At 70.9% G+C, this 20,058-nt stretch carries 18 protein-coding genes and 1 tRNA gene; 13 read left to right on the top strand and 6 right to left on the bottom strand.

The genetic code is table 11. From position 1 onward, the window contains the following. Nucleotides 1–87: 87 nt before the first annotated feature. From ACZ7L4_RS30300 to ACZ7L4_RS30285, 4 genes are all read left to right on the top strand, one after another. Entirely contained in the window at nt 88–2,676 is a 2,589-nt protein-coding gene (locus tag ACZ7L4_RS30300) for a S8 family serine peptidase (RefSeq protein ID WP_472107607.1), read from the top strand. After that, entirely contained in the window at nt 2,676–5,627 is a 2,952-nt protein-coding gene (locus ACZ7L4_RS30295) for an FG-GAP-like repeat-containing protein (RefSeq protein WP_472107605.1), read from the top strand. The genes ACZ7L4_RS30300 and ACZ7L4_RS30295 overlap by 1 nt, the downstream gene beginning before the upstream one ends. 110 nt (nt 5,628–5,737) lie before the next feature. Further along, the gene (locus ACZ7L4_RS30290; protein ID WP_472107603.1) at nt 5,738–9,220 is read left to right on the top strand and encodes an ATP-binding protein; all 3,483 of its coding nucleotides are present in this window, start codon (nt 5,738–5,740) and stop codon (nt 9,218–9,220) included. Between the two features lie 106 nt (nt 9,221–9,326). Further along, nucleotides 9,327–9,599 carry a hypothetical protein gene (locus ACZ7L4_RS30285; RefSeq protein WP_472107601.1) on the top strand — a complete coding sequence of 91 codons (273 nt, stop codon included), beginning with the start codon at nt 9,327–9,329 and terminating at the stop codon, nt 9,597–9,599. 120 nt (nt 9,600–9,719) lie between these two features. On the opposite strand, the gene ACZ7L4_RS30280 is transcribed toward ACZ7L4_RS30285, so the two are convergent. Both ACZ7L4_RS30280 and ACZ7L4_RS30275 read right to left on the bottom strand, forming a co-directional pair. After that, complete coding sequence (locus tag ACZ7L4_RS30280; RefSeq protein WP_472107600.1) at nt 9,720–10,127, bottom strand: rodlin; 408 nt, start codon at nt 10,125–10,127, stop codon at nt 9,720–9,722. Nucleotides 10,128–10,389: 262 nt separating this feature from the next. Beyond that, nucleotides 10,390–10,800, bottom strand: a complete 411-nt coding sequence (locus ACZ7L4_RS30275) for a rodlin (RefSeq protein ID WP_472107599.1) — start codon at nt 10,798–10,800, stop codon at nt 10,390–10,392. Between the two features lie 281 nt (nt 10,801–11,081). Between ACZ7L4_RS30275 and ACZ7L4_RS30270 the strand changes: the two genes are divergently transcribed. From ACZ7L4_RS30270 to ACZ7L4_RS30250, 5 genes are all read left to right on the top strand, one after another. Next, nucleotides 11,082–11,492, top strand: coding sequence for a rodlin (locus ACZ7L4_RS30270; protein ID WP_450810225.1), 411 nt, complete (start codon nt 11,082–11,084; stop codon nt 11,490–11,492). Between the two features lie 363 nt (nt 11,493–11,855). Continuing rightward, nucleotides 11,856–12,095 (top strand): chaplin, encoded by a 240-nt coding sequence (locus ACZ7L4_RS30265; RefSeq protein WP_399236810.1) that lies wholly within the window; start codon nt 11,856–11,858, stop codon nt 12,093–12,095. Nucleotides 12,096–12,290: 195 nt separating this feature from the next. Continuing rightward, nucleotides 12,291–12,572: a hypothetical protein gene (locus ACZ7L4_RS30260; RefSeq protein ID WP_472107597.1), complete on the top strand. Its 282-nt coding sequence runs from the start codon at nt 12,291–12,293 to the stop codon at nt 12,570–12,572. Nucleotides 12,573–12,726: 154 nt separating this feature from the next. Beyond that, nucleotides 12,727–13,230 (top strand): DUF5949 family protein, encoded by a 504-nt coding sequence (locus ACZ7L4_RS30255; protein WP_472107595.1) that lies wholly within the window; start codon nt 12,727–12,729, stop codon nt 13,228–13,230. A gap of 95 nt (nt 13,231–13,325) precedes the next feature. Continuing rightward, the gene (locus ACZ7L4_RS30250; RefSeq protein WP_450810229.1) at nt 13,326–13,577 is read left to right on the top strand and encodes a chaplin; all 252 of its coding nucleotides are present in this window, start codon (nt 13,326–13,328) and stop codon (nt 13,575–13,577) included. An 83-nt stretch (nt 13,578–13,660) separates the two neighbouring features. Here the strand turns inward: ACZ7L4_RS30250 and ACZ7L4_RS30245 are convergent, their stop codons facing one another. Next, nucleotides 13,661–13,978, bottom strand: a complete 318-nt coding sequence (locus ACZ7L4_RS30245; RefSeq protein WP_472107593.1) for an SsgA family sporulation/cell division regulator — start codon at nt 13,976–13,978, stop codon at nt 13,661–13,663. On the opposite strand from ACZ7L4_RS30245, the gene ACZ7L4_RS30240 reads away from it, so the two are divergent. The 3 genes from ACZ7L4_RS30240 (at nt 13,958) to ACZ7L4_RS30230 (ending at nt 15,664) form a co-directional block, all read left to right on the top strand. Further along, complete coding sequence (locus ACZ7L4_RS30240; protein WP_472107591.1) at nt 13,958–14,212, top strand: sensor histidine kinase; 255 nt, start codon at nt 13,958–13,960, stop codon at nt 14,210–14,212. The two genes, ACZ7L4_RS30245 and ACZ7L4_RS30240, sit on opposite strands and share 21 nt — an antisense overlap. Further along, nucleotides 14,205–14,735, top strand: a complete 531-nt coding sequence (locus tag ACZ7L4_RS30235; protein WP_472107589.1) for a LuxR C-terminal-related transcriptional regulator — start codon at nt 14,205–14,207, stop codon at nt 14,733–14,735. Before ACZ7L4_RS30240 ends, ACZ7L4_RS30235 begins: the two co-directional genes overlap by 8 nt. A 110-nt stretch (nt 14,736–14,845) precedes the next feature. Next, nucleotides 14,846–15,664: a bestrophin-like domain gene (locus ACZ7L4_RS30230; protein ID WP_472107587.1), complete on the top strand. Its 819-nt coding sequence runs from the start codon at nt 14,846–14,848 to the stop codon at nt 15,662–15,664. Between the two features lie 72 nt (nt 15,665–15,736). Here the strand turns inward: ACZ7L4_RS30230 and ACZ7L4_RS30225 are convergent. Continuing rightward, nucleotides 15,737–15,810: transfer RNA gene (locus ACZ7L4_RS30225), tRNA-Pro, on the bottom strand. A gap of 108 nt (nt 15,811–15,918) precedes the next feature. Then, a complete protein-coding gene (locus tag ACZ7L4_RS30220) occupies nt 15,919–16,872 on the bottom strand; it encodes a metallophosphoesterase (RefSeq protein ID WP_472107585.1) in 954 nt (317 codons plus the stop codon). 77 nt (nt 16,873–16,949) lie between these two features. Between ACZ7L4_RS30220 and ACZ7L4_RS30215 the strand changes: the two genes are divergently transcribed. Next, nucleotides 16,950–17,414, top strand: a complete 465-nt coding sequence (locus tag ACZ7L4_RS30215) for a GatB/YqeY domain-containing protein (protein ID WP_472107583.1) — start codon at nt 16,950–16,952, stop codon at nt 17,412–17,414. 72 nt (nt 17,415–17,486) lie between these two features. Here the strand turns inward: ACZ7L4_RS30215 and ACZ7L4_RS30210 are convergent, their stop codons facing one another. Then, complete coding sequence (locus ACZ7L4_RS30210) at nt 17,487–19,721, bottom strand: transglycosylase domain-containing protein (protein WP_472107581.1); 2,235 nt, start codon at nt 19,719–19,721, stop codon at nt 17,487–17,489. Nucleotides 19,722–20,058: the final 337 nt, after the last annotated feature.

The following is a 20,058-nucleotide window of genomic DNA, read 5'->3' as shown; positions in this document are numbered from 1 at the left end:
CACGTCGCCCCACCGGGCCTGTAATGGCGCAGTAACGGCCGCTTCCTAGGTTCCGGGCACCCCCGTACCCTCCCCGAGGAGTGCCCGATGCCTCTGCCTCAACCGCCCGGGCGCAGACGCGCCGCGTGGGCGGCGGCCGCACTGACCGCGGCCGCCGCCCTGCTGGCCGGCGCGATACCCGCCGTCGCCGATTCCGCGCAGGCGGGCTCCGCGACGGCGGACAAGGTCGACTCCGCGCTCACGAAGGCCGTTTCCGACGGCGGCGACGCGACCTTCCTCGTCGTCCTCAAGGACAAGGCCGACCTGACCACGGCGAAGAAGCAGCGCACGCACGCGAAGGCCGCGACCGCGGCGTACAAGGCGCTGAAGACCCACGCGGCCGACAGCCAGAAGTCGCTCAACGCCTTCCTCGACAAGGAGAAGGTCGGGCACCAGGACTTCTGGATCGCCAACGCCGTCAAGGTGACCGGTGACCAGGACCTGGTGAAGGAGCTCGCCGAGCGCTCCGACGTCAAGGAGATCGTCAAGGAGCGGACGTTCACGCTCGACGACATGGAGACGTCCGACGCCAAGGTGGCCGGGGCCCGCTCCGGCGTCGCGACGTCCGCCGACGGCACGGACACCCCCACGTGGGGCGTCGCCGACATCAAGGCCGACCAGGTCTGGAAGCAGTACGACGACCGCGGCGAGGGCATCACCATCGCCAACGTCGACACCGGTGTGCAGTACGACCACCCGGACCTGGTGAAGCAGTACCGCGGCAACAACGGCGACGGCACCTTCACCAACGACTACAACTTCTACGACCCGACCGGGAACTGCCCCTCCGACGGCACCCCGTGCGACAACAACGGCCACGGCACCCACACCATGGGCACGATGGTCGGCAAGAACGGCATCGGTGTCGCGCCGAACGCCAAGTGGATCGCCGCCAAGGGCTGCGAGTCCAGCCAGTGCACGGACGGCTACCTGCTCGCCGCCGGCCAGTGGATCCTCGCGCCGACCGACCACAACGGGCAGAACCCGCGCCCGGACCTCGCCCCGGACATCGTCAACAACTCGTGGGGCCAGAAGGACGGCGTCGACCCGTTCTACGAGGACATCGTCGACGCCTGGAACTCCGCCGGCATCTTCGAGGCGTTCGCGGCCGGCAACTTCGGTGACGGCGAGACCTGCTCGACGACCGACCCGCCCGCCGCGCAGGCCGACGTCTACGGTGTCGGCGCCTACAACTCCTCCGGCGCCATCTCCGACTTCAGCGGTTTCGGCCCCTCGCGGATCGACGGCTCGATGAAGCCGAACATCACCGCGCCTGGCGTCGACATCGAGTCCGCGTGGCCCGGTTCCTCGTACAACACCATCGACGGCACGTCGATGGCGACGCCGCACGTCGCCGGCGCGGTGGCCCTGCTGTGGTCGGCCGCCCCGTCGCTGGTCGGCAACATCGACGAGACCCGCAAGGCCCTCGACGAGGGCGCGACCGACGTCGACGACACGCACTGCGGTGGCACCGCCGACGCCAACAACGTGTGGGGCAACGGCAAGCTCGACATCCTCTCCTCCATCGAAAAGGCCCCGCACACCGCGGTCACCGTGTCCGGAACGATCACCGACAAGGCGAGCGGCAAGGGTCTGGCCGACGCCACCGTCGAGGCCGCGAACGACGCCACGTCCCGCACCGTGACCACCGGCGCCGACGGCTCCTTCCGGATGTCGCTGCCCCCGGGCACGTTCGACTTCTCCATCAGCGCCTACGGTTACGCGACCGGCACCGTCTCCGGCGTCGAGCTGACCACCGGTGAGCCGCTGACGCAGGACGTCGCGCTCACCCCGGTCCCCCGGCACGCCGTCACCGGCACCGTCCTCGACGTCACCGGCAAGCCGCTCGCCAAGGCCACCGTCTCGCTGCCCGGCAACCCGGTCGACGCGGTGACCACCGACGCCCAGGGCAGGTTCAGCCTGCCGAAGGTCGCCGAGGGCACGTACACGCTGCGGGCCGCCCCCGCCGCGCCGGTCGTGTGCAACGGCACCCACAACGGTGAACTCAAGGTCGACGGCGACGAGACCGCCGATGTGAAGCTGCCCAACCGCACCGACGCCGGCGGCACGTACTCCTGCGCTCCCGTCACCGCCTCCTGGATCAAGGGCTCCACGACCACCGGCCTGACCGGTGACGAGGACGCCAAGACGATCGGCCTGCCGTTCCCGGTGACGTACTACGGCGTCCGCTACACCAGCGCGTCCGTCACCACCAACGGCCTGGTCAACTTCCTGCAGCCGCGCCTGGGCGACTACGCCAACACCGCGCTTCCGGCCGCCGCCCAGCCCAACGGTGTCGTCGCGGCCTTCTGGGACGACCTCGTCCTGGACAAGCGCTCCAGCGTGCAGACCGCCGTCACCGGCAAGAGCGGTGACCGGAAGTTCGCGATCGTCTGGAACAACGCGGCCTTCGCCTCCGACACCTCGGTGCGGATCTCCTTCGAGGCCGTCTTCGACGAGGCCACCGGCGCCGTCACCCTGCAGTACAAGGGCATCGGCGACAGCGCGCTGCGGCGCGGCGGCTCGGCGACCACCGGCATCGAGAACCAGGCCGGCACCGACGGCCTCGGCCACTCCTACAACGAGACCGTCCTGAGCGACGCCACCGCCATCCGCTTCACCCCGAAGGGCGCCTGATGAGAAACATCCACCGACGGGGCCTGCGCCTGGCCTCCGTACTGATCGCCTCCGGGCTCGCGCTCAGCGCGTCCCCGGCGGTGCAGGCCGACGACAGCGGCGTACTGACGCTCACCGAGAGCCAGGCGGCGAAGCTGGCGCGGCAGGTCACGCCCGACATCTACGGCGACGGACGCGACCTCGGCGACCCTCGGCAGGCCGCCCAGGACGCACAGGACGCCGCCGAGGACGCCTCGTCGACCACCGACGGCGCCACGTCCGACAGCGGCGCGTCCACCACCGCCACCACGAGCAAGTGGAAGCTGACGAAGAAGTCCGGCATCGAGGGCGCCCAGGGCATGGCCGCCACCTTCCCGGTCGGCGGCTCGAAGGGCGACTACTTCTCGGTCAACTCGCTCAGCCCGATCCAGCGCGTCGGCGCCGACGGCAAGCAGCTGTGGTCGCGCGACTCCACGTCCCTCGACCACGACTGGCAGGTCACCCCGCTGCCCCGGGGCAGCAAGGAGCCCTACCCGGCCGCCGTCGTGATGGGCTTCAACGCGATCAGCCCGTTCAGCATGTCCTCCGACGACGGCGTCGACACCGGCGACCTGACCGGCGACGGCGTGGACGACATCGTCTTCACCGCCGAGTCCGGCGTGCTGCCCTACCGCCCGTTCACCTCGCCGGGCTCCACGCTGCCCAACGGCACCTTCGTCACGGTCCTCGACGGTGCCACCGGCAGGACACTGTGGTCGAAGCTGTACGCCGCCGCGTACAACGTGAAGCTCGTCGGCAAGACTCTCGTCGTCGCGGACTCGGCGTTCGCCAACATGAATTCCCCGGCCGACGCCAAGTCCACGCTGACCGGCATCCGCTTCGGCTACGCCGACGGCAGGCTCACCCCGTCGGACACCTGGACGTACGACGCGGGCGCCTACGCCGGCGTCCAGTGGGGCTCGCTGCAGCCGCTCGGCGACGGACTGCTCGCCGCCTCCTGGAACCAGAACCGCGAGTACACCTCCGACAAGAAGCCCAGCGGCCACACCCTGGTGATCGACACCAAGGACGGCAGCCTCACGTGGGCCAAGTCCGGCAGCCTCTACGTGCGTCAGCTGCGGCTCGACGCGGCTCGCGACCGGATCGTGGCGCTCGAGCAGTCGGACTACACCGAGGGCGTGAAGTACGAGATCTCCGCGTACGCCCTCGCCGACGGCGACCGCACCGGCTTCGGCGAGCGGATCAACGCGCTTCCGCTCGCGCTCGAGGTCGGCGACATCCAGGGCGACGCCAAGCCGGAGTACACGGTCAGCGAGTCCACGGTCACCCCGAGCCCCGGCAGCGCCATCCCTGCGATGAACAGCAACAGCGTCCGTGCGCTCGACGGCGACGACGCGAGCCTGCTGTGGGCACGCACCGTCAAGAGGTCGGGCGACCTCGGCGACTCCGAGGTCGCCTGGGGCCTGAAGGCCGTGGACGGCAACATCGCCGCCTCGTACATCGACAACAGCGACCGGTCCGCCGCGGAGAACCGAGGCTCGAACCACTACGCCCGGATCACGCTGCTCAACGGCAGCAAGGGCGCAGTGAAGTGGGAGAAGAGCGGCACCGTCGGCTCGGTGCTGTACGCCCAGCCGTTCGCCAAGGACGGCGGCTGGCGGCTGCGCACCGTCGACACCGATCAGAACGTGCGGGTCTACAACGCCGGCAGCGGCAAGCAGGAGAGCCTGCAGCCGCTGGAGGGCACCCCCTTCACCGCCGCGGCCACCGACATCAACGGCGACAAGAAGAACGACGTCGTCCTCGGCGGCTCCTCCAACGGCCTGTTCGCCTACGACGGCGCGTCGCTGGTGTCCGGCGAGCCCAAGCGGCTGTGGACGGCGACCCTGCCCGGCCGGGTGGTCCAGGTGACCAAGGCCGACACCACCGGCGACGGCCGCGACGAGCTGATCGTCGCCGCCAGCACGGCGGCCGCGATCGTCGACGCCCGTACCGGCAAGGTGCTCACCGTCATCGACGCCGCCAAGGGCGAGTACGTGCGCAACGTCGTCGCCTCCGACCTCGACGGCGACGGCGCCGCCGAGGTGGCCGTGGCGACCGACAAGGTCCGCGCCTACGAGGGCGACGGCTCGCTGAAGTGGGAGTACGCGGTCCCGTCGGAGATCGGCACCCCGGCCTTCGCGGACCTGTCCGCGGCCGACGGCACGGTCTACGCCCAGTACCAGACCCGCGGCAAGAACCCCGGCAACCCGGTCGACGTGGGCGGTGTCGCGCTCAACGGCAAGACCGGCTCGGCCAACTGGTCGTTCACCCCGAAGGCGCCCGCCACCAGCCAGGGCGACGTCCTCGGCATCCCGCTGCGGGCCGGCACCTTCGCCTCGCCGGGCATCCCCTACGCCGACGGGCACGCGGTGGTCTTCACCTACGTGGTGCGCGGCAACTCCGAGCAGCTGCCGCCCAACCAGCTGACCAACATGGTCCAGATCCGCGACGGCCGCACCGGAAAGCTGCTGCACGAGGCCGAGGCGGGCGGCTACGCCACGCTCGCGAACTGGACGACGGGACCCGAGGGCCTGGTGGAGAACAGCCTCGCCTCACTGCGCACGTACGGCGCCGACGGCGTCGACGGCCACGCGCGCGCCACCTCCGAGATCCGCGGCGGCTCCTTCGCCAAGGGCCCGGACGGCGCCCGGATCCTGGTCCGCAGCGGCGAGACGTTCGTCGAGCTCTACGACCCGGTGGTGCTGAAGGCCGACATCGAGCCGCACCAGAACGGCGACAGCGGCTACTTCGCCTGGGGCGCCCGCGAGAACTTCGTGGCCGACCTCGACGGCGACGGCAAGGACGAGGTCATGACGCTCCCCTTCGACGCCTACGGTGCCGACCGTTCGGCGGGCCTCGTCGACAACGCCGTCGTGGGTTCGTACACGGCGATCCGCTCGGCGATCACCCTGACCATCGACAAGGCCTGACACCCGCTCCCTGAACCCGGTGGGCCCGCGACGGCGCGGGTCCACCGGCATCGACCCCCTGGGCCACCGCCCAGGGGGTCCTCGACGTGCTCGGTTACGCTGTCGCCCTCATGGACGCAGCACGCACGGACGACGCCACCGACCCCGGCGCCCCGCTGCTGCGGCTGCACCTTTTCGGCGGCTTCCGGGTGACTCGTGACCGCGGCCCCGCGCCCGCCGAACGCTGGTCGCGGCCCAGCGCCAGGACCCTGGTGAAGCTGCTCGCCGTCACCCCCGGCCACCGCCTCCACCGCGAACAGGCCATGGACATCTGCTGGCCCGATGCCGACCCGCAGTCCGCCGCGGGCAGCCTGCGCGTCGCCCTGCACGCCGCCCGGCACGCACTGGAACCCGAACTCGCGCCGCGCGCCTCCTCCTCGTACCTCATCTCCGACGGCGGGATGCTCTCCCTCGATCCGGCGACCGTGCGGATCGACGCCGACGTCGCGGAGACCGCGGCGGAGGAGGCGCTCACCGGCGCCGAAGTGGCCGAACTGGCCGCCGCGCTCGGCCTGTTCACCGGCGAACTGCTCCCCGAGGACCGCTACGCGAACTGGGCCGACGAGCGCCGCGAGCGGCTCGCCCTGCTGCGGGAGCGGCTGCTGCTCGGCCTCGCCGAGGCGCACCTGGCGGCCGGTGCGGCGGCGGACGCGGCCGCCGCCGCGGAACAGGTCCTCGCCACCAGCCCCGCGGAGGAGTTGGCCCACCGCGTCCTCATGGACGCCTCCCTGCGCCAGGGCCTGCGGCGGCGCGCGCTGCACCAGTACCACGTCTGCCGCGAGGCGCTCGACGCGGAACTCGGCGTCCGGCCCGGGCCCGAGACGGAGCGGCTGCACCGCGCGGCCCTCGCGGCGGCGCCCGCCCCGGTCCCCGTGACGACAACGTTGCCAGCGCTGCTCCGGGCCGCACCCGCCACCCCGCTGCACGGCCGCGACGCGGTGCTCGACCGGCTCCTCACCGCCGAGGGGCCGCCGGTCACGCTGCTCACCGGCGAGGCGGGCGTCGGCAAGACGCGCCTGGTGGGCGAGGTGGCGCGGCGGGCCGCCGCGTCCGGCACGGCCGTGCTGTGGGGCGGCGGCCAGGACGCGGAGGGGCGCACGCCGTACGGGGCGTTCGCCGAGGCGCTCGACGGGTGGCTGGCCGAGCACGACGCGGCGCAGCGCGCGCGGATCGGCGCCGAGTACCCCGAACTCGCGGCGTTCCTGCCGTCGTTGGGGCAGGTGCGCACGCCGGGGGAGCGCAGCCCCGAGGAGGAGCGCGACCGGCTGTTCCGGGCGGGCGCCGCCCTGCTCGGCGACCTGGCAGGCGCCCGCCCGGTGCTCGCGGTCCTCGACGACCTGCACGCGGCCGACACCGGTTCGTACCAGCTCATGAGCCATCTGGCCCGGCGGGCGGCGGACCGCGGGATCCGGCTGCGGTTCCTGGTGACGTACCGCGAGGAGGAGCTCCCGGAGGGCGACGCGCGGCGCTCCATCCTCAGCTTCCTGGTGCGCCAACGACTCGCCGTACGGGAGGAGTTGGGGCTGCTGGACCGGGAGGCGTGCCTCGCGGTCGCGCGCGACGCGGCGTCCCGCCCCGGGCAGGAGCACCGGGTGTGGGAACTCTCCCTCGGCAACCCGCTGTTCGCCCTCGAACTCGCCCGCGACCTGGCCGAGGGCCCTGCCGGCGCGGGGGCACCCCAGGGCGTACGGGAACTGGTCGCGGACCGGCTCGTACGCCTCGACCCCGACGCGCGCCGCCTGGTCGAGGCGCTGTCCGTGGCCGGGGGAGAGGCCGCCCTGTCCGAACTCCTCGACGTCGCCGAGCACGGACTGCACCCGCCGGTCACCGGCGCCGCGGCCGCCGACGGCGTCGAACGGGCCATCGGGGCCGCTCTGGTGGAGGAGCGGCAGGTCGTGGTCGCCGGGCGGCCCGAACCGGGGCTCGCCTTCCGGCACCCGCTGGTCCGCCTCACCTGCTACGAGCGGCTGACCGCGGTCCGCCGCAGGCAGCTGCACGGCGCGTTCGCGCAGGCCGTCCTCGCCCGCCGCCCCGACGCGGTCGACGCGCTCGCCTCGCACTTCGCCCGCGCCGACGACCCGCGCGCCGCCGAGTACCTGCGCCGCGCCGCCGAACGCGCCGCCGCCCTCTACGCCAACGACACCGCCGACCGCTACTACCGCGACCTCGTCGCCCGCCTCGACGTCGACGCGGCCCGCGCCCGCCTGGCCCACAGCCAAGTACTGGCCAGAATGGGCCACTTCGAGGAGGCGGCCGAGGCGCTGCGGCAGGCCCTCGCCGAGTTCGTCCGGCGCGGCGCCCACGACGACGCGGTGCTCACGGCGGCCCGCCTCGCCGAGTCCCTCGTCCGCACCGGCGCCCTGGACGCCGCGGCCGACGCGCTCCGCGCCCACCCGGCCGCCCCGGAAACCGCCCCCGAGCCCCTCGCCGTCCACCACCTGTCCCACGCCATGCTGCACAGCGTCAGGGGCGCGTACGAGGACGGGTACGCGGCCGCCCGCCGGGCCCTGGACGCCGCGCGCCCGGTCCCCGGAGCGCGCGGACAGGGCCTCCTCGCCCGCTCCTACGCCCTCCAGGCCACCAACCTGGGCCTCTCGGGGCGGCTCACCGAGGCCCGCGAGGCCGGCGACCGCGCGCTCGCGCCGGCCGAGGCGTACGGCGACCCGACGCTGCTCGGCGGGGTCCTGTCCACGCTGCGGGAGAACGCGCGCCGCCGCGGCCGGCTGCGCGAGGCGGTCGAGACCGGCGAACGCGCCCTCGACCTCGCCGACCGCTCGGGCAACCCGACAGCGGCGTCGTTCGAACGCCTGAACCTGGCCGAACTCCACCTTCTCCTTGAGGAGTTCGACGAGGCCACCGCCCTCGCCGAGGCCTCCGTGACGCTCGCGGAGGGCGACGGCGCCTGGTGCCTGCCGTACGCGCTCGCGACACTGGCGCTGGTCCGGCTGCGCACCGGGGACACGGCCGCGGCCGCCGACCTCCTCGACCGGGCCGCCCCCGCCGCCGACCACCTCGGGGACCGCCAGGCCCGCCACGAGGTCGGCACCGCCCGCGCCGAACTCGCCCTGCGCACCGGCCACCCCGAGGCCGCCCTGCGCGCCCTCGCCGACTGCCCCGACGCCGCGCCGTCCCTGACCGCCTGGGCCCAGCTCGGCGCGGGCCGCCCCCAACTGGCCCTGGAACTAGCGGCGGCGGAAGCCACCCGAGCCGAACAGACCGGCGAACGCCTGGCCGAGGTGGACGCCCGCCTGGCCCACGCGGCAGCCCTCTCCCACCTGACCTCCCCCACGAGGGCCGCCCAGTCCCTGACCCACGCCACCCACCTGGCCCACTCCCTCCCATACCCCTCGGCCCTCCGCAGAGCAGAAGAACTCCGCACCAATCAAGCCCCCTTCGGCAATCGAACGGCTGGCCCCGGAAAATCAAGCCTCTCGGGTGATCGAGCGGCTGGCCCCGGAAAATCAAGCCCCTCGGGTGATCGAACGGCTGGGCCCGGAAATCAAGCCCCTGCGGCGATTGAGCAGCGGGGTCCGGGGCAGAGCCCCGAGACGTAGGCAACGACGACCGCACCGATGCGACGCCCGGTCGAACGATTGGCCCTCACGGGTGGGCGCCCCGCAACCCCCGTATCCGCCCCCACCCACCCACCGTTAACCGGTCATGATCTCAACTCGACGCGCCCTCACCGCCGTCCTCCTCGCCGTCGGCGCCGCCGCAGCCGCCACCCCCGCGGCCCAGGCCGTGGAACCCATCTCCCCCACCGGCACCATCGACTCGCTCTCCACGATGGCGCTCCCGGAGGACCAGCAGGCACAGCTGCCCAGCACCGCCGAGCAGCTCTCCGGGCTCAACGACCTCAACAAGCTGAACGAGCTGCACCAGCTCACCGACCTCGTGGCCCCGGTCACCGGCCTGGTCCCCGCGATCCAGTAGCGAGAACGCACGACGAAGGCGGTGGACCGGAAGAGGTCCACCGCCTTCGTCGTGCGTGGCGTACGGGATGCCGTACGGAGAAGGGCGGTCGCGCGTCCCGGCGACCGCCCCTCAGCCGGCTCAGTGGTTGCCGGCGCCGTTCCCCGCGAGGACCGGGATGTCGCTGAGGATGTGCGACAGCGGCTCGTCACCCTTGGCCTGGGTGGAGTTCTCGGTGCACTGCTGGTTCTGCGGCGCCGACAGGACCGGGATGTCCTGGACGGAGACCGGCACGACACCGACGAGCGAGCCGACGTTGGCCTTGGCCGGCAGGCCGATGCAGGGCTTGTTCAGGGAGCCCTGGACGAGGCCGAGCTGCGGGCTCATGTCGCCCTTGGTGGCGGAGTTGCCGTACGTCTGCGACGAACCGTTGCCGCTGGTGGACGTGGTGCCCGTGTCGTCGCCGATGGCGAGCGCCGACGGGGCGGCAACGGCCGAAAGGCCGGCGACGGAGGCAGCGATCGTGGCGGCTGCGAAGAGCTTCTTCATGGGGTGGTTCCCTTTCGATACGCGCGCTCCGGATACGGAGCTACGTGTGGTCAACTGGATTGCATTCCGGGCAGTTGCGGACCGAAACCCGTTCGGACCATTCCCGCGCGAGCCAATCGCAGGAAATTCGGCACTGTGCGCGACCTCCCGAACATCCGGACGCAGCGGATCAAAAGGCTCGTACAGCTACCTGAATTTCAGGCCGGGGCCGGAACAGCGGACCGGGCCGCCGGCGCGGCGGCCCGAATCACACAACGGGTTCTCAGTCGTTGCCGACGCCGTTGCCGGACAGGACCGGGATGTCGTCCAGGACGTGCGACAGCGGCTCGTCGCCCTTGGCCTGGGTGGAGTTCTCGGTGCACTGCTGGTTCTGCGGGGCCGACAGGATCGGGATGTCCTGGACGGAGACCGGGACGACACCGACGAGCGAGCCGACGTTGGCCTTGGCGGGCAGGCCGATGCAGGGCTTGTTCAGGGAGCCCTGGATCAGCGCCATCTGCGGGCTCATGTTGCCGTACGTGGCGGAGTTGCCGTACGTCTGCGAGGCGTTGTTGCCGCTCTCGGACGTGGTCCCGCCGTCGTTGCCGACAGCCAGGGCCTGCGGGGCGGCGGCGGCCGCGATACCGACGAGAGAAGCGGTGGCCGCCGCGGCGGCCATGGCCTTCTTCAGCATGAGGAAATTCCCCTTCTTTTTCCGTCTGGGAGCACTTGTATCAACTCCCCAGCTCGCCATCGGTTGCTCACGTTCACTCGGACGGGGACCCGATCGATTCCGATTCCGGGCCGGGTTCGATGAAATGAAAATCTCGCCGGAGCGGACTGCGTGGCGGGGGCACGGGTGATCGAGAGGTTTTCGATCCCTGTCCGATCGGGTGTATATGCGGAACCATTTCCGTTCTCTGGAGTTGCGCTCAGTGCAGTAACCGGTGCCCGTCCACAAAAGGAAAAAGAACCATGCTCAAGAAGGCCATGGCCGCCGCAGCGGTCGCCGTCTCCGTCGTCGGCGTCTCCGCCGCTGCCGCCCCGCAGGCGCTCGCCATCGGCGACGACCAGGGCACGACGTCGACGAGCGGCAACGGCGCGTCGCAGACGTACGGCAACTCCGCGACCAAGGGCGACCTCAGCCCGCAGCTCGGCCTCGTTCAGGGCTCCCTGAACAAGCCCTGCGTCGCCCTGCCCGTGAAGGGCAACGTCGGTTCGCTCGTCGGCCTCGTGCCGGTCGCGGTCCAGGACGTGCCGATCCTGTCGGCGCCGCAGAACCAGCAGTGCACCGAGAACTCCACCCAGGCCAAGGGCGACGAGCCGCTGTCGCACGTCCTGGACGACATCCCGGTGCTCTCCGGCAACGGTGTGCAGAACGGCTGATCAGCCGCAGGCAACACGGCTCGGGCCGCCGGCTTTCCTCATGCCGGCGGCCCGAGCTCTGTCATGGGGCGCCGGGCCGGAGGAGTCACGGGGCGCCCGGGGCGGGGTCCGCCCTCCCAACGGCGTGGAGCCGACGGCTGACAGGAAGACGGCGCGGCCTGTCTCATGACGGCCCCCAGTGGACCACCGGCCCCTCGCCCCGGAAGAACCGGTTCACCCGTTCGCTCACGACGTCACCCCAAAGGGGCCGCCGCGGGGGTCAGTCACCCGTTCGGAGCCGCAACCCCGTGCGCGGCCGTCCCGTTGCACCACGTGCCAGGCACCCGCGCTGGCCAACAGAACGACCCCCAAGGAGCATGCTTCATGTCGCGTACCGCGAAGGCAGTCGTCTTTTCCGCAATGGCCGCCGCTGCCATGGCCGGCTCGGCCGGCGTCGCCGCCGCCGACTCCGGCGCGCAGGGCGCTGCCACCAACTCCCCCGGCGTGGTCTCGGGCAACAACGTGCAGGTTCCGGTCCACGTGCCGGTCAACGCCTGCGGCAACACCGTCGACGTCATCGGCCTGCTGAACCCGGCGTTCGGCAACACCTGCGCCAACGACTGACGGCTACGGCCCGACTCTTCCGCAGCCGCCTCTCTTCGTGAGGGGCGGCTGCTCCGTTGTGTGCGGCTCCTTTGCGTGCGGCTCCTTCGGGGTTTTGGCCCGATTGCGGCACACCCCCTGGTCGAGACGCTCGTTGAGCAATCAGAAGCGAATTTTCCAACCGACGGCGCAGGTCGTCGAGGGAAGGCATAAACAATGAAGGTTCTGAAGACCGCTGCCGTTGTCGCCGGATCCATGGCGATTGTCGGTGCCGCCGCTCCGGCATTTGCCTCGGACCTCACTCCGATGAGCCTGAACGGTGCGGTGAACACGATCACCAGCCAGCCGACGCTCGATGTCGCGCCGGTGGACAGCAACCTTCTCGACCCGAAGAACGACGGGGGCGCCGTCAGCACCGTCTCGGGCGCCGTCAACGGGCTGAACGAGAGCGGCTCGGGCGCCGGCAGCCTGCTCGGCGGGCTCCCCGCAGGTCAGTAGCGGTCGGTCGGTTCGTACGGCGGGCCACGCGTCGAAGGCTGGTTCGGGACTTCGGGTTCCCGGGTCAGCCTTCGGTATTTCGTCCACGGAATGCGTTCCGCCATGCGAGTGAACGACGGCCGGTGCGCCGATCGCGGCTGGCTAGGCTCCTTGGGTGACTTCAACAGTGAGCAGTGGACCCGCATTTCGAGCAGCCGATCTGGGAACTCTGGCGGTCATCGCCTGGAGTGGCGAAGGGCCCGACGGGAATGGCGACGTGCCTTTTCTCCTCGCGTACTCCATGGGCGATTCCCCGGCGGGACCCGAGGCCGCGGAGGAGGCCGTGCGAGGTCTCCTGGAGACCAACGGCCTCACGGTGGGCACCACCGTCCACGACGCGGCGGACCGGCCCCGGTTCCCCGTGTCCCTGCTGGTCGAGGCGGGCCAGGCCGTCGTCACCATGCCGCTCCTGAACGCCCAGTGCACCGTGCCGCCCGAGTGGCTGGCGGCGGCGGAGGCCCGTAAGAGCGCGTACTTCATGTTCACCACGCGCGTGTGGCCCACCGCGACGCCGGGTTCGCCGGTGAGCGAGAAGGAGCTTGAGGAGTTCGTGGGCGCCGAGGAGACCCTGCTGGCCGCCGCGCACTGCCTGCTGCCGATCCGGCGTGTGCGCGCGTGACGGACACGCCCCCTGATGGCTCAATTCTCCCGTTTTCAGACGTTTTGACGGTGTGATTGGCGCGTCATATTGCCTCACCTCTCAAGGGAGCAACGATGCGTCTTCGCACCTTCGCGGCCGCGGCCGTGCTGGCCGGGACCGCTGTCATGGGATCCGCCGCCATGGCCTCCGCCGTGGACGGCCCGGACGGCGCCAGCGCCACCGGTGTGGCCCAGAACAGCCCTGGCGTGCTGTCCGGGAACAACATCCAGATTCCGATCGATGTCCCGATCAACGCCTGTGGCAACTCGCTGAACCTGATCGCCGCGCTCAACCCGGCGGGCGGCAACACCTGCGTCAACGGCTGAGCATCAGGCTTCGCCGTACCAACGGTGCCCGGGACGGCTTCGGCCGTCCCGGGCACCGTGCTTTCCACGCCCCGGGCGCTCGCTCAGGAATCGTCGCCCGGCGCCAACTCCCGCAGCGCACGGTCGATGAGCCCTTCGAGGCGCCCCTCGCGCTCCGGCAGCATCCGCTCCGTACGGTCGAGGAACAGGCTCAACGCGTCGTGCGTCAGGACGATCTGGGGCGCGCCGGGTGCGCTGCGCAGGTCCACGATGACCAGCCGGTCGCGTCCGGGCATGCGATACGGCGCGATGCGTACGTCGCCGTCGCCCGCGGCGCCCTCGAGCCCGGCCCGCTGCCGCCCGACGTGGAGCACACCCTGCTGCGGCTCGCGCAGGAAGCGGTGTCCAACGCCCTGTGGCACGCGCGGCCGCACCAGGTCACCGTCACGCTGACCTACGAGCCGCAGGAGGTGACCATGACCGTCAGGGGCGACGGCCGGGGCTTCGACCCCGCCGGCCGGCACGGCCTGCGCTCCCTGCGCCACCGCGTCGAGGGCCTCGGCGGCACGCTCACGGTGGTGTCGTGCCGCGGCTCGGGCTCGGAACTGCGCGCCGGTCTGCGCCGCGCTCCGGCCGGTGGGGACGTACATGAGTGACGTCCTGGACGGCATGCCCGAGGCGGCCCCCGCCCGGCCCGACGACGGCATCCGGCTCGTCCGCGAGCTGCGCGCACTGGACCCCGCGCCCGCCGTCCTGGTCCTCAGCGCCTACGTCACCGCGCAGACGGTGACCTCCGCGCTGCGGGCCGGCGCCACCGGATTCCTCGGCAAGGAGGCCTCCGCCGAATCGCTGCTCGCCGCGGTCCGCGCGGCCGCCCGCGGCGAGACGGTCCTCGGCCCCGGTGTCGCCCGCCACGCCCTGCCGGGCCCCCAGGGCAGCGTCCCGGTGCTCACATCCCGCGAGGCCGAACTGGTCCGGCTCGTGGCGGCCGGCCTCTCCAACCGCGAGATCGCGGCCCGCCGGGGCATCAGCCCCAGCACGGTCAAGAGCGCCCTCAGCGCCGTCTACACCAAGCTCGGCGCGGACAGCCGGGCGGCGGCGGTCGCCACGGCGTCCCGGCAGGGGCTGCTGACCGGCCCGCCACCCCCGCTTTCCGGGGGAAGGCCTGTCGCTCGATAGAGGGCGAGTGGGCCCGTTCGACGGACCCGGAGGGCGGCGGCGGTCAGAACAAGATCACGGTGCTCCACGACAGGGAGCACCGTTTTCCTGTCTCCCGGAGGTACTCGCTCGTGGCCATCGCCATCGTCGTCGCCGCGCTCGCCCTGATCGCGGGGCTCGCGGCCAACAAATATCTGCGGCCGAGGCTGCTGACCGAGGACGACGACAGCGGAATGGCGGTCAAGGACCTCGTCGGCCCGCTGCTCACCCTGACCGTCCTGCTGCTGGCCTTCGTCCTGGTCACGGCCAACGGCTCGTACGGAAAGGCCGAGGTGGCCTCCCGGGGCGAGGCGCGCGCCCTGGACCAGCTCGTCGAGACCGCCGAGTACGCCGACGGAAAGCAGCGGGCGGCGATCCAGTCCGACGCCGTCTGTTACGCGCGCGCCGTCCGCGTCCAGGAGTGGCCCGCGATGGCCGACGGGAACGGGGACGGCTCCAAGGCGCCCAGCGTGTGGTCCACCGACATGCGCCACAACTTCCGTCCCCTGGAGGGCGAACCGGCCTTCGGCATGCTGGTCAGCGCCGACACCAAGCGCTCCGAGGAGCGCTCGGAACGCCTCACCCAGGCGACCGCCAGCATCCCCAGCGCCATCTTCTGGTTCCTGCTGGCCGTCCTCGCCGTGACGGTGGTCTCGCTCGGTATCTGCCTGCCGCGCAAGCACAACCGCGGCCAGCTGATCGCGCTCACCCTGATCACGGTGCTGCTGACGGCCACCTTGTGCATCATCCGCGACGTCGACCGCCCCTTCGGCGGCATCGTCGACGTGAAACCCACGGCCATCTCCGACGTCGAGAAGCAGGCCTCCCGCGACCTCCGCGCCCACGACAAGAACGCGGACCTCCCCTGCGACGCGGACGGAAACCCCGCCACGGGGCAGACCAACGGCTGAGCCCCGCAACCCCGCAAAAACAGGCGAGGCGCCCACCGTTTCCGGTAGGCGCCTCACCTGCTGTTTTGGCTGTCGGGGTGGCGGGATTTGAACCCACGACCTCTTCGTCCCGAACGAAGCGCGCTGCCAAGCTGCGCCACACCCCGATGTCGTTGTTCCGTTTCCTGCTCTGCAGGTCGCGGCGACGTCGTTTACTTTAGCGGACTGTCGGCCTGAGACGAAATCCGGTTTTCGGCAGCCCGCTGCGCAGGGGCTCAGGGGGCCGCGGGAGCCAGGGTCAGCAGGGTCGCCTCGGGCGGGCAGGCGAAGCGGACCGGGGTGTAGCGGTTGGTGCCGCAGCCCGCCGAGACGTGGAGGTAGGACGTGTTGCCCGCCGCCTCGTGCGTGGACAGGCCCTTCACGCGGTCCGTGTCCAGGTCGCAGTTGGTGACGAGGGCCCCGTAGAAGGGGATGCAGAGCTGGCCGCCGTGCGTGTGGCCCGCGAGGACCAGCGGGTAGCCGTCCGCGGTGAAGGCGTCCAGGGCGCGCAGGTACGGGGCGTGCACGACGCCCATCGAGAAGTCGGGGCCGGAGAGCGGGCCGCCGGCGACCTCCGCGTAACGGTCGCGCTTGATGTGCGGGTCGTCGAGGCCGGTGAGGCCGATCTCCACGCCGGCGACCTTCAGGGAGCCCCGCGTGTTCGTGAGGTTCAGCCAGCCGGCCGCGTCGAAGCCGTCGCGCAGCTCCTCCCACGGGTTGTGGATGGCGCCGACGACGGGGGCGTTGCCGTTCAGCCCGTGCCTGCCCGAGATCTGCTGCTTCAGGTAGCGGGCGGGGTTGAGGAGCTTGGGGCCGTAGTAGTCGTTGGACCCGAAGACGTACGCGCCGGGGAACTCCATCAGCGGGCCGAGGGCGTCGAGGACCTCGGGGACGCCCTCCGTGTCGGACAGGTTGTCGCCCGTGTTGATGACGAAGTCGGGGCGAAGGCCTGCCAGGGACTGCAGCCAGCGGCGCTTCTTGTTCTGACCGCCGACCATGTGGATGTCGGAGACCTGGAGCACCCGCATCGGGCGCATTCCCGCAGGCAGTACGGGGATCGTGACCCGTCGCAGGCGGAAGGAGCGGGCCTCGAAGCCCGCCGAGTAGATCAGCCCGGCGGCGCCCGCCGCCGCGATGCCTGCCGTCACCTTCAGGGAGGTCTTCAGGGGAGTCCCGTATCGAGCGCGCATGCTCACCATCGTGTCAGACCGGCACCGCCCCGGAAATCGGCGGGCGTTGGGGCTCGGGCACCTGCGACAATCAAGTCATGACCACGCTCAAGTCCAAGCTGCAGGACGACCTCAACGCCGCGATCAGGGAGCGTGACGAGCTGCGCTCCTCGACGCTCCGGCTGACCCTCTCCGCGATCACCAACCAGGAAGTCGCGGGCACCGAGAAGCGTGAGCTGACGGACGACGAGGTGCAGAAGGTGATCGCCAAGGAGGCGAAGAAGCGCCGCGAGGCGGCCGAGGCCTTCGAGAAGGCGGGTCGCGCCGAGTCCGCGAGCCGCGAGGTGGCGGAGGGCGAGCTGCTCGCCGAGTACCTGCCGCAGCAGCTGTCCGACGCCGAGCTCGAGCAGATCGTCGCGCAGGCGGTCGAGGAGGCGAAGGCGGCCGGCGCCGAGGGCCCGAAGGCCATGGGCCAGGTCATGAAGATCGTGAAGCCGAAGGTCGCGGACCGCGCCGAGGGCGGCCGGGTGGCCTCCACGGTCAAGCGGCTGCTCGCGGGCTGACCGCACCGACCGGAACGGTGAAGAGGGCGCACCCCACGCGGGGTGCGCCCTCTTCGTCGTTCGCAGCGGTGGTCAGTGGCGGCCCCAGCCGCCCCCGTTCCCGTTCCCGTTCCCGCCGATCAGGTCCGGCGGGATCGAGATGTCGGGCAGCGGGTCGGTGTCGCCGTTGCCCCCGTCGTCACCGGGCTGAGGCTTGTCGCCCTTGTCCTTGCCCTTGTCCTTCTTCTTGTCCGGGTCCGGGATGTTCACCTTGTTGAAGGTGGGCGCTTCCTTGCCGGACAGCGCGCCGGTCATCGCGTCGCGCCAGATCGGGCCCGGGGTGTCGGCGCCGAAGACCTTGTCGTGGTACTGGCCACCGATCGTGATGTCGGTCATCTCGACGGCCTGCGAGGCGCTGCCGACCCAGACGGCACCGGACAGGTTCGGCGTGTAGCCGGCGAACCACGCGTTCTTGCGGGCGTCGGTGGTACCGGTCTTACCCGCGTTGTCCCGGCCGGAGAGCCCGGCCGCCTTGCCCGTACCGGAGTCGATCACGCCGCTGAGCAGCGTATTGATCTTGTCGGCGGTCGACTCCGACATCGCGCGCGAGCACTTCGACTTCGGCACATTGAGCGCCTTGCCGTTGGGGTCGGTGATCGACTCGATGGCGACGGGCGTGCAGTACGTGCCGCGGTTGGCGAACGCCGCGTACGCGGAGGCCATCGTCAGCGGCGACAGGCCCGTCGAGCCGAGGGTCATGGACGAGGGGACCTCGTCGACCTTCTTGCCGTTGCCCTGGACGACGCCCAGCTTGTCGGTCATCTTCACGACCGGGCACATGCCGATGTCGCCGATCATCTGCACGAAGTACGTGTTGATGGACTTGGCCATCGCCTCCTTGAGGCGATAGGGGCCGACCTCCGACTCGTTCTCGTTCTCCAGCTTGTAGCCGCCGTCGTTGACCCACGGCTTGCCGCTGCACGTCTGGACGCGGCTCGGGTACGGCATCTGGTACGGCGCCGGGTACTGCTTCGTCACCGACGTGCCCTTCTCCAGGGCCGCGGCCGCCACGAACGGCTTGAACGTCGAACCGGTCGGGAAGCCGAGGTTGGAGCCGCCGTCCCGGTAGTTGACCGAGTAGTTCATCTCGGACTCGTTCTTGCTCGCGTCCGAGCCGTACGGCTTCGACTGGCCCATGGCGAGCACCTTGCCGGTGCCCGGCTCGACGAACGCGCCCGCGGCGTCGACCTTGTCCGACTGGTAGACGTGCCGCTTCATGGAGTCCTGCACCGACTCCTGCGCCTGCGGGTCGAGCGTCGTCTTCACCGTCAGGCCGCCGCGGTTCCAGATCTTGGTGCGCTCCTCCGCGGTCTTGCCGAAGGCCGGGTTGTTCTTGAAGGCCTGCTCGACGTACTTGCAGAAGAACGCCGCGCCGTGCTCCGCGGTGATGCAGCCGTTCTGCGGCCTGCTGACCTTCAGGCCGATCGGGGTCTTCTTGGCCTTCTCGGCCTCGGCCTGCGTGATGTCGTGCGTCTCGGCCATCCGCTGCAGCACGATGTTGCGCCGCTTCTTCGCCTCGGCCTCGTCGTTGACGGGGTCGTAGCGGCTGGGGGACTGCACGATGCCGGCGAGCATCGCCGACTCCTGGATGTTCAGGTCCTTGGCCGGCTTGGAGAAGTAGCGCTGGGCCGCGGCCTCGACGCCGTAGGCCTGCTGCCCGAAGTACGTGATGTTCAGGTAGTTGTTGAGGATCTTCTTCTTGCCGACCTCGTTCTCCACCTGGATCGCGTACTTCAGCTCCTTGACCTTGCGGCCGATGGTCTGCTGAGTCGCCTGCGCCAGCTTGGTCGGGTCGTCGCCCGCCTCTTCCATGAAGACGTTCTTCACGTACTGCTGGGTGAGGGTGGAGGCGCCCTGCGAGACGCCGCCGTTCTGCGCGTTGGCGTTGATCGCGCGCAGGATGCCCTTGGCGTCGACGGCGCCGTGCTCGTAGAACCGCGAGTCCTCGATCGCGACGATCGCCTTCTGCATGTACGGCGAGATGTCGTCGAGCTTCACGACGGTGCGGTCGCGCGAGTACGTGGTCGCGATCTTCCCGCCCTGGTTGTCCAGGATCGTGGTGCGCTGGCTCAGCGGCGGGGTCTTCAACGTCGCCGGGATCTCGTCGAATCCCTCGACCGAGCCCTTGGCCGCGAGGCCGAGCGCGCCTGCCGCGGGCAGGGCGATCCCTGCCAGCACGGCTCCGGCGAGCACGCTGACTCCGAGGAACTTGGCGGCCTGTTGGGCCGGCGACGTGCCGCCGCCACCGCCCGAGCGCTTCTTTCCCATACGGGGCAGCCTACGTGTCGATTCTCCGGACAGGCGTATATGCCTTGGCCTAAGCTGCACTCAACTGTCACAGCAGTGCGGTCTCGTATCAAGATGCGGGACGACCCCGAATCGTTCCCGGTACGTATGAAGTGCCTCTTGTAGTCATTCCCGGGCCCTTTCGCGCAGCTTCGCGTAGGGCTCAGGGGGTGTCCGAATCCGCCTTGTGTGTCACTCGACGCCCGTTGTGACTCAAGTGAACTGTCCCGTTTTGCCGGGGTTATTACGCATGTCCTCCGGTCACTCCGTCGGGTGATCTGCCGCTTACGCATAGTCCGTTCGGGCCATTCAAGATTGG

The sequence above is a fragment of the Streptomyces sp. NPDC107575 genome, from assembly GCF_055657265.1.
Note: the sequence above shows the minus strand (reverse complement) of the source record. Positions and strands in the feature narration are given on the sequence as shown.

Bases quoted from the DNA above. Each gene is read 5' to 3' on its own strand.
- ACZ7L4_RS30295 (WP_472107605.1), top strand. From the start codon at position 2,676: ATGAGAAACATCCACCGACGGGGCCTGCGCCTGGCCTCCGTACTGATC.
- ACZ7L4_RS30215 (WP_472107583.1), top strand. From the start codon at position 16,950: ATGACCACGCTCAAGTCCAAGCTGCAGGACGACCTCAACGCCGCGATC.
- ACZ7L4_RS30285 (WP_472107601.1), top strand. From the start codon at position 9,327: ATGATCTCAACTCGACGCGCCCTCACCGCCGTCCTCCTCGCCGTCGGC.
- ACZ7L4_RS30265 (WP_399236810.1), top strand. From the start codon at position 11,856: ATGTCGCGTACCGCGAAGGCAGTCGTCTTTTCCGCAATGGCCGCCGCT.
- ACZ7L4_RS30300 (WP_472107607.1), top strand. From the start codon at position 88: ATGCCTCTGCCTCAACCGCCCGGGCGCAGACGCGCCGCGTGGGCGGCG.
- ACZ7L4_RS30260 (WP_472107597.1), top strand. From the start codon at position 12,291: ATGAAGGTTCTGAAGACCGCTGCCGTTGTCGCCGGATCCATGGCGATT.
- ACZ7L4_RS30235 (WP_472107589.1), top strand. From the start codon at position 14,205: ATGAGTGACGTCCTGGACGGCATGCCCGAGGCGGCCCCCGCCCGGCCC.
- ACZ7L4_RS30250 (WP_450810229.1), top strand. From the start codon at position 13,326: ATGCGTCTTCGCACCTTCGCGGCCGCGGCCGTGCTGGCCGGGACCGCT.
- ACZ7L4_RS30210 (WP_472107581.1), bottom strand. From the start codon at position 19,721: ATGGGAAAGAAGCGCTCGGGCGGTGGCGGCGGCACGTCGCCGGCCCAA.
- ACZ7L4_RS30270 (WP_450810225.1), top strand. From the start codon at position 11,082: ATGCTCAAGAAGGCCATGGCCGCCGCAGCGGTCGCCGTCTCCGTCGTC.
- ACZ7L4_RS30220 (WP_472107585.1), bottom strand. From the start codon at position 16,872: ATGCGCGCTCGATACGGGACTCCCCTGAAGACCTCCCTGAAGGTGACG.
- ACZ7L4_RS30290 (WP_472107603.1), top strand. From the start codon at position 5,738: ATGGACGCAGCACGCACGGACGACGCCACCGACCCCGGCGCCCCGCTG.
- ACZ7L4_RS30280 (WP_472107600.1), bottom strand. From the start codon at position 10,127: ATGAAGAAGCTCTTCGCAGCCGCCACGATCGCTGCCTCCGTCGCCGGC.
- ACZ7L4_RS30275 (WP_472107599.1), bottom strand. From the start codon at position 10,800: ATGCTGAAGAAGGCCATGGCCGCCGCGGCGGCCACCGCTTCTCTCGTC.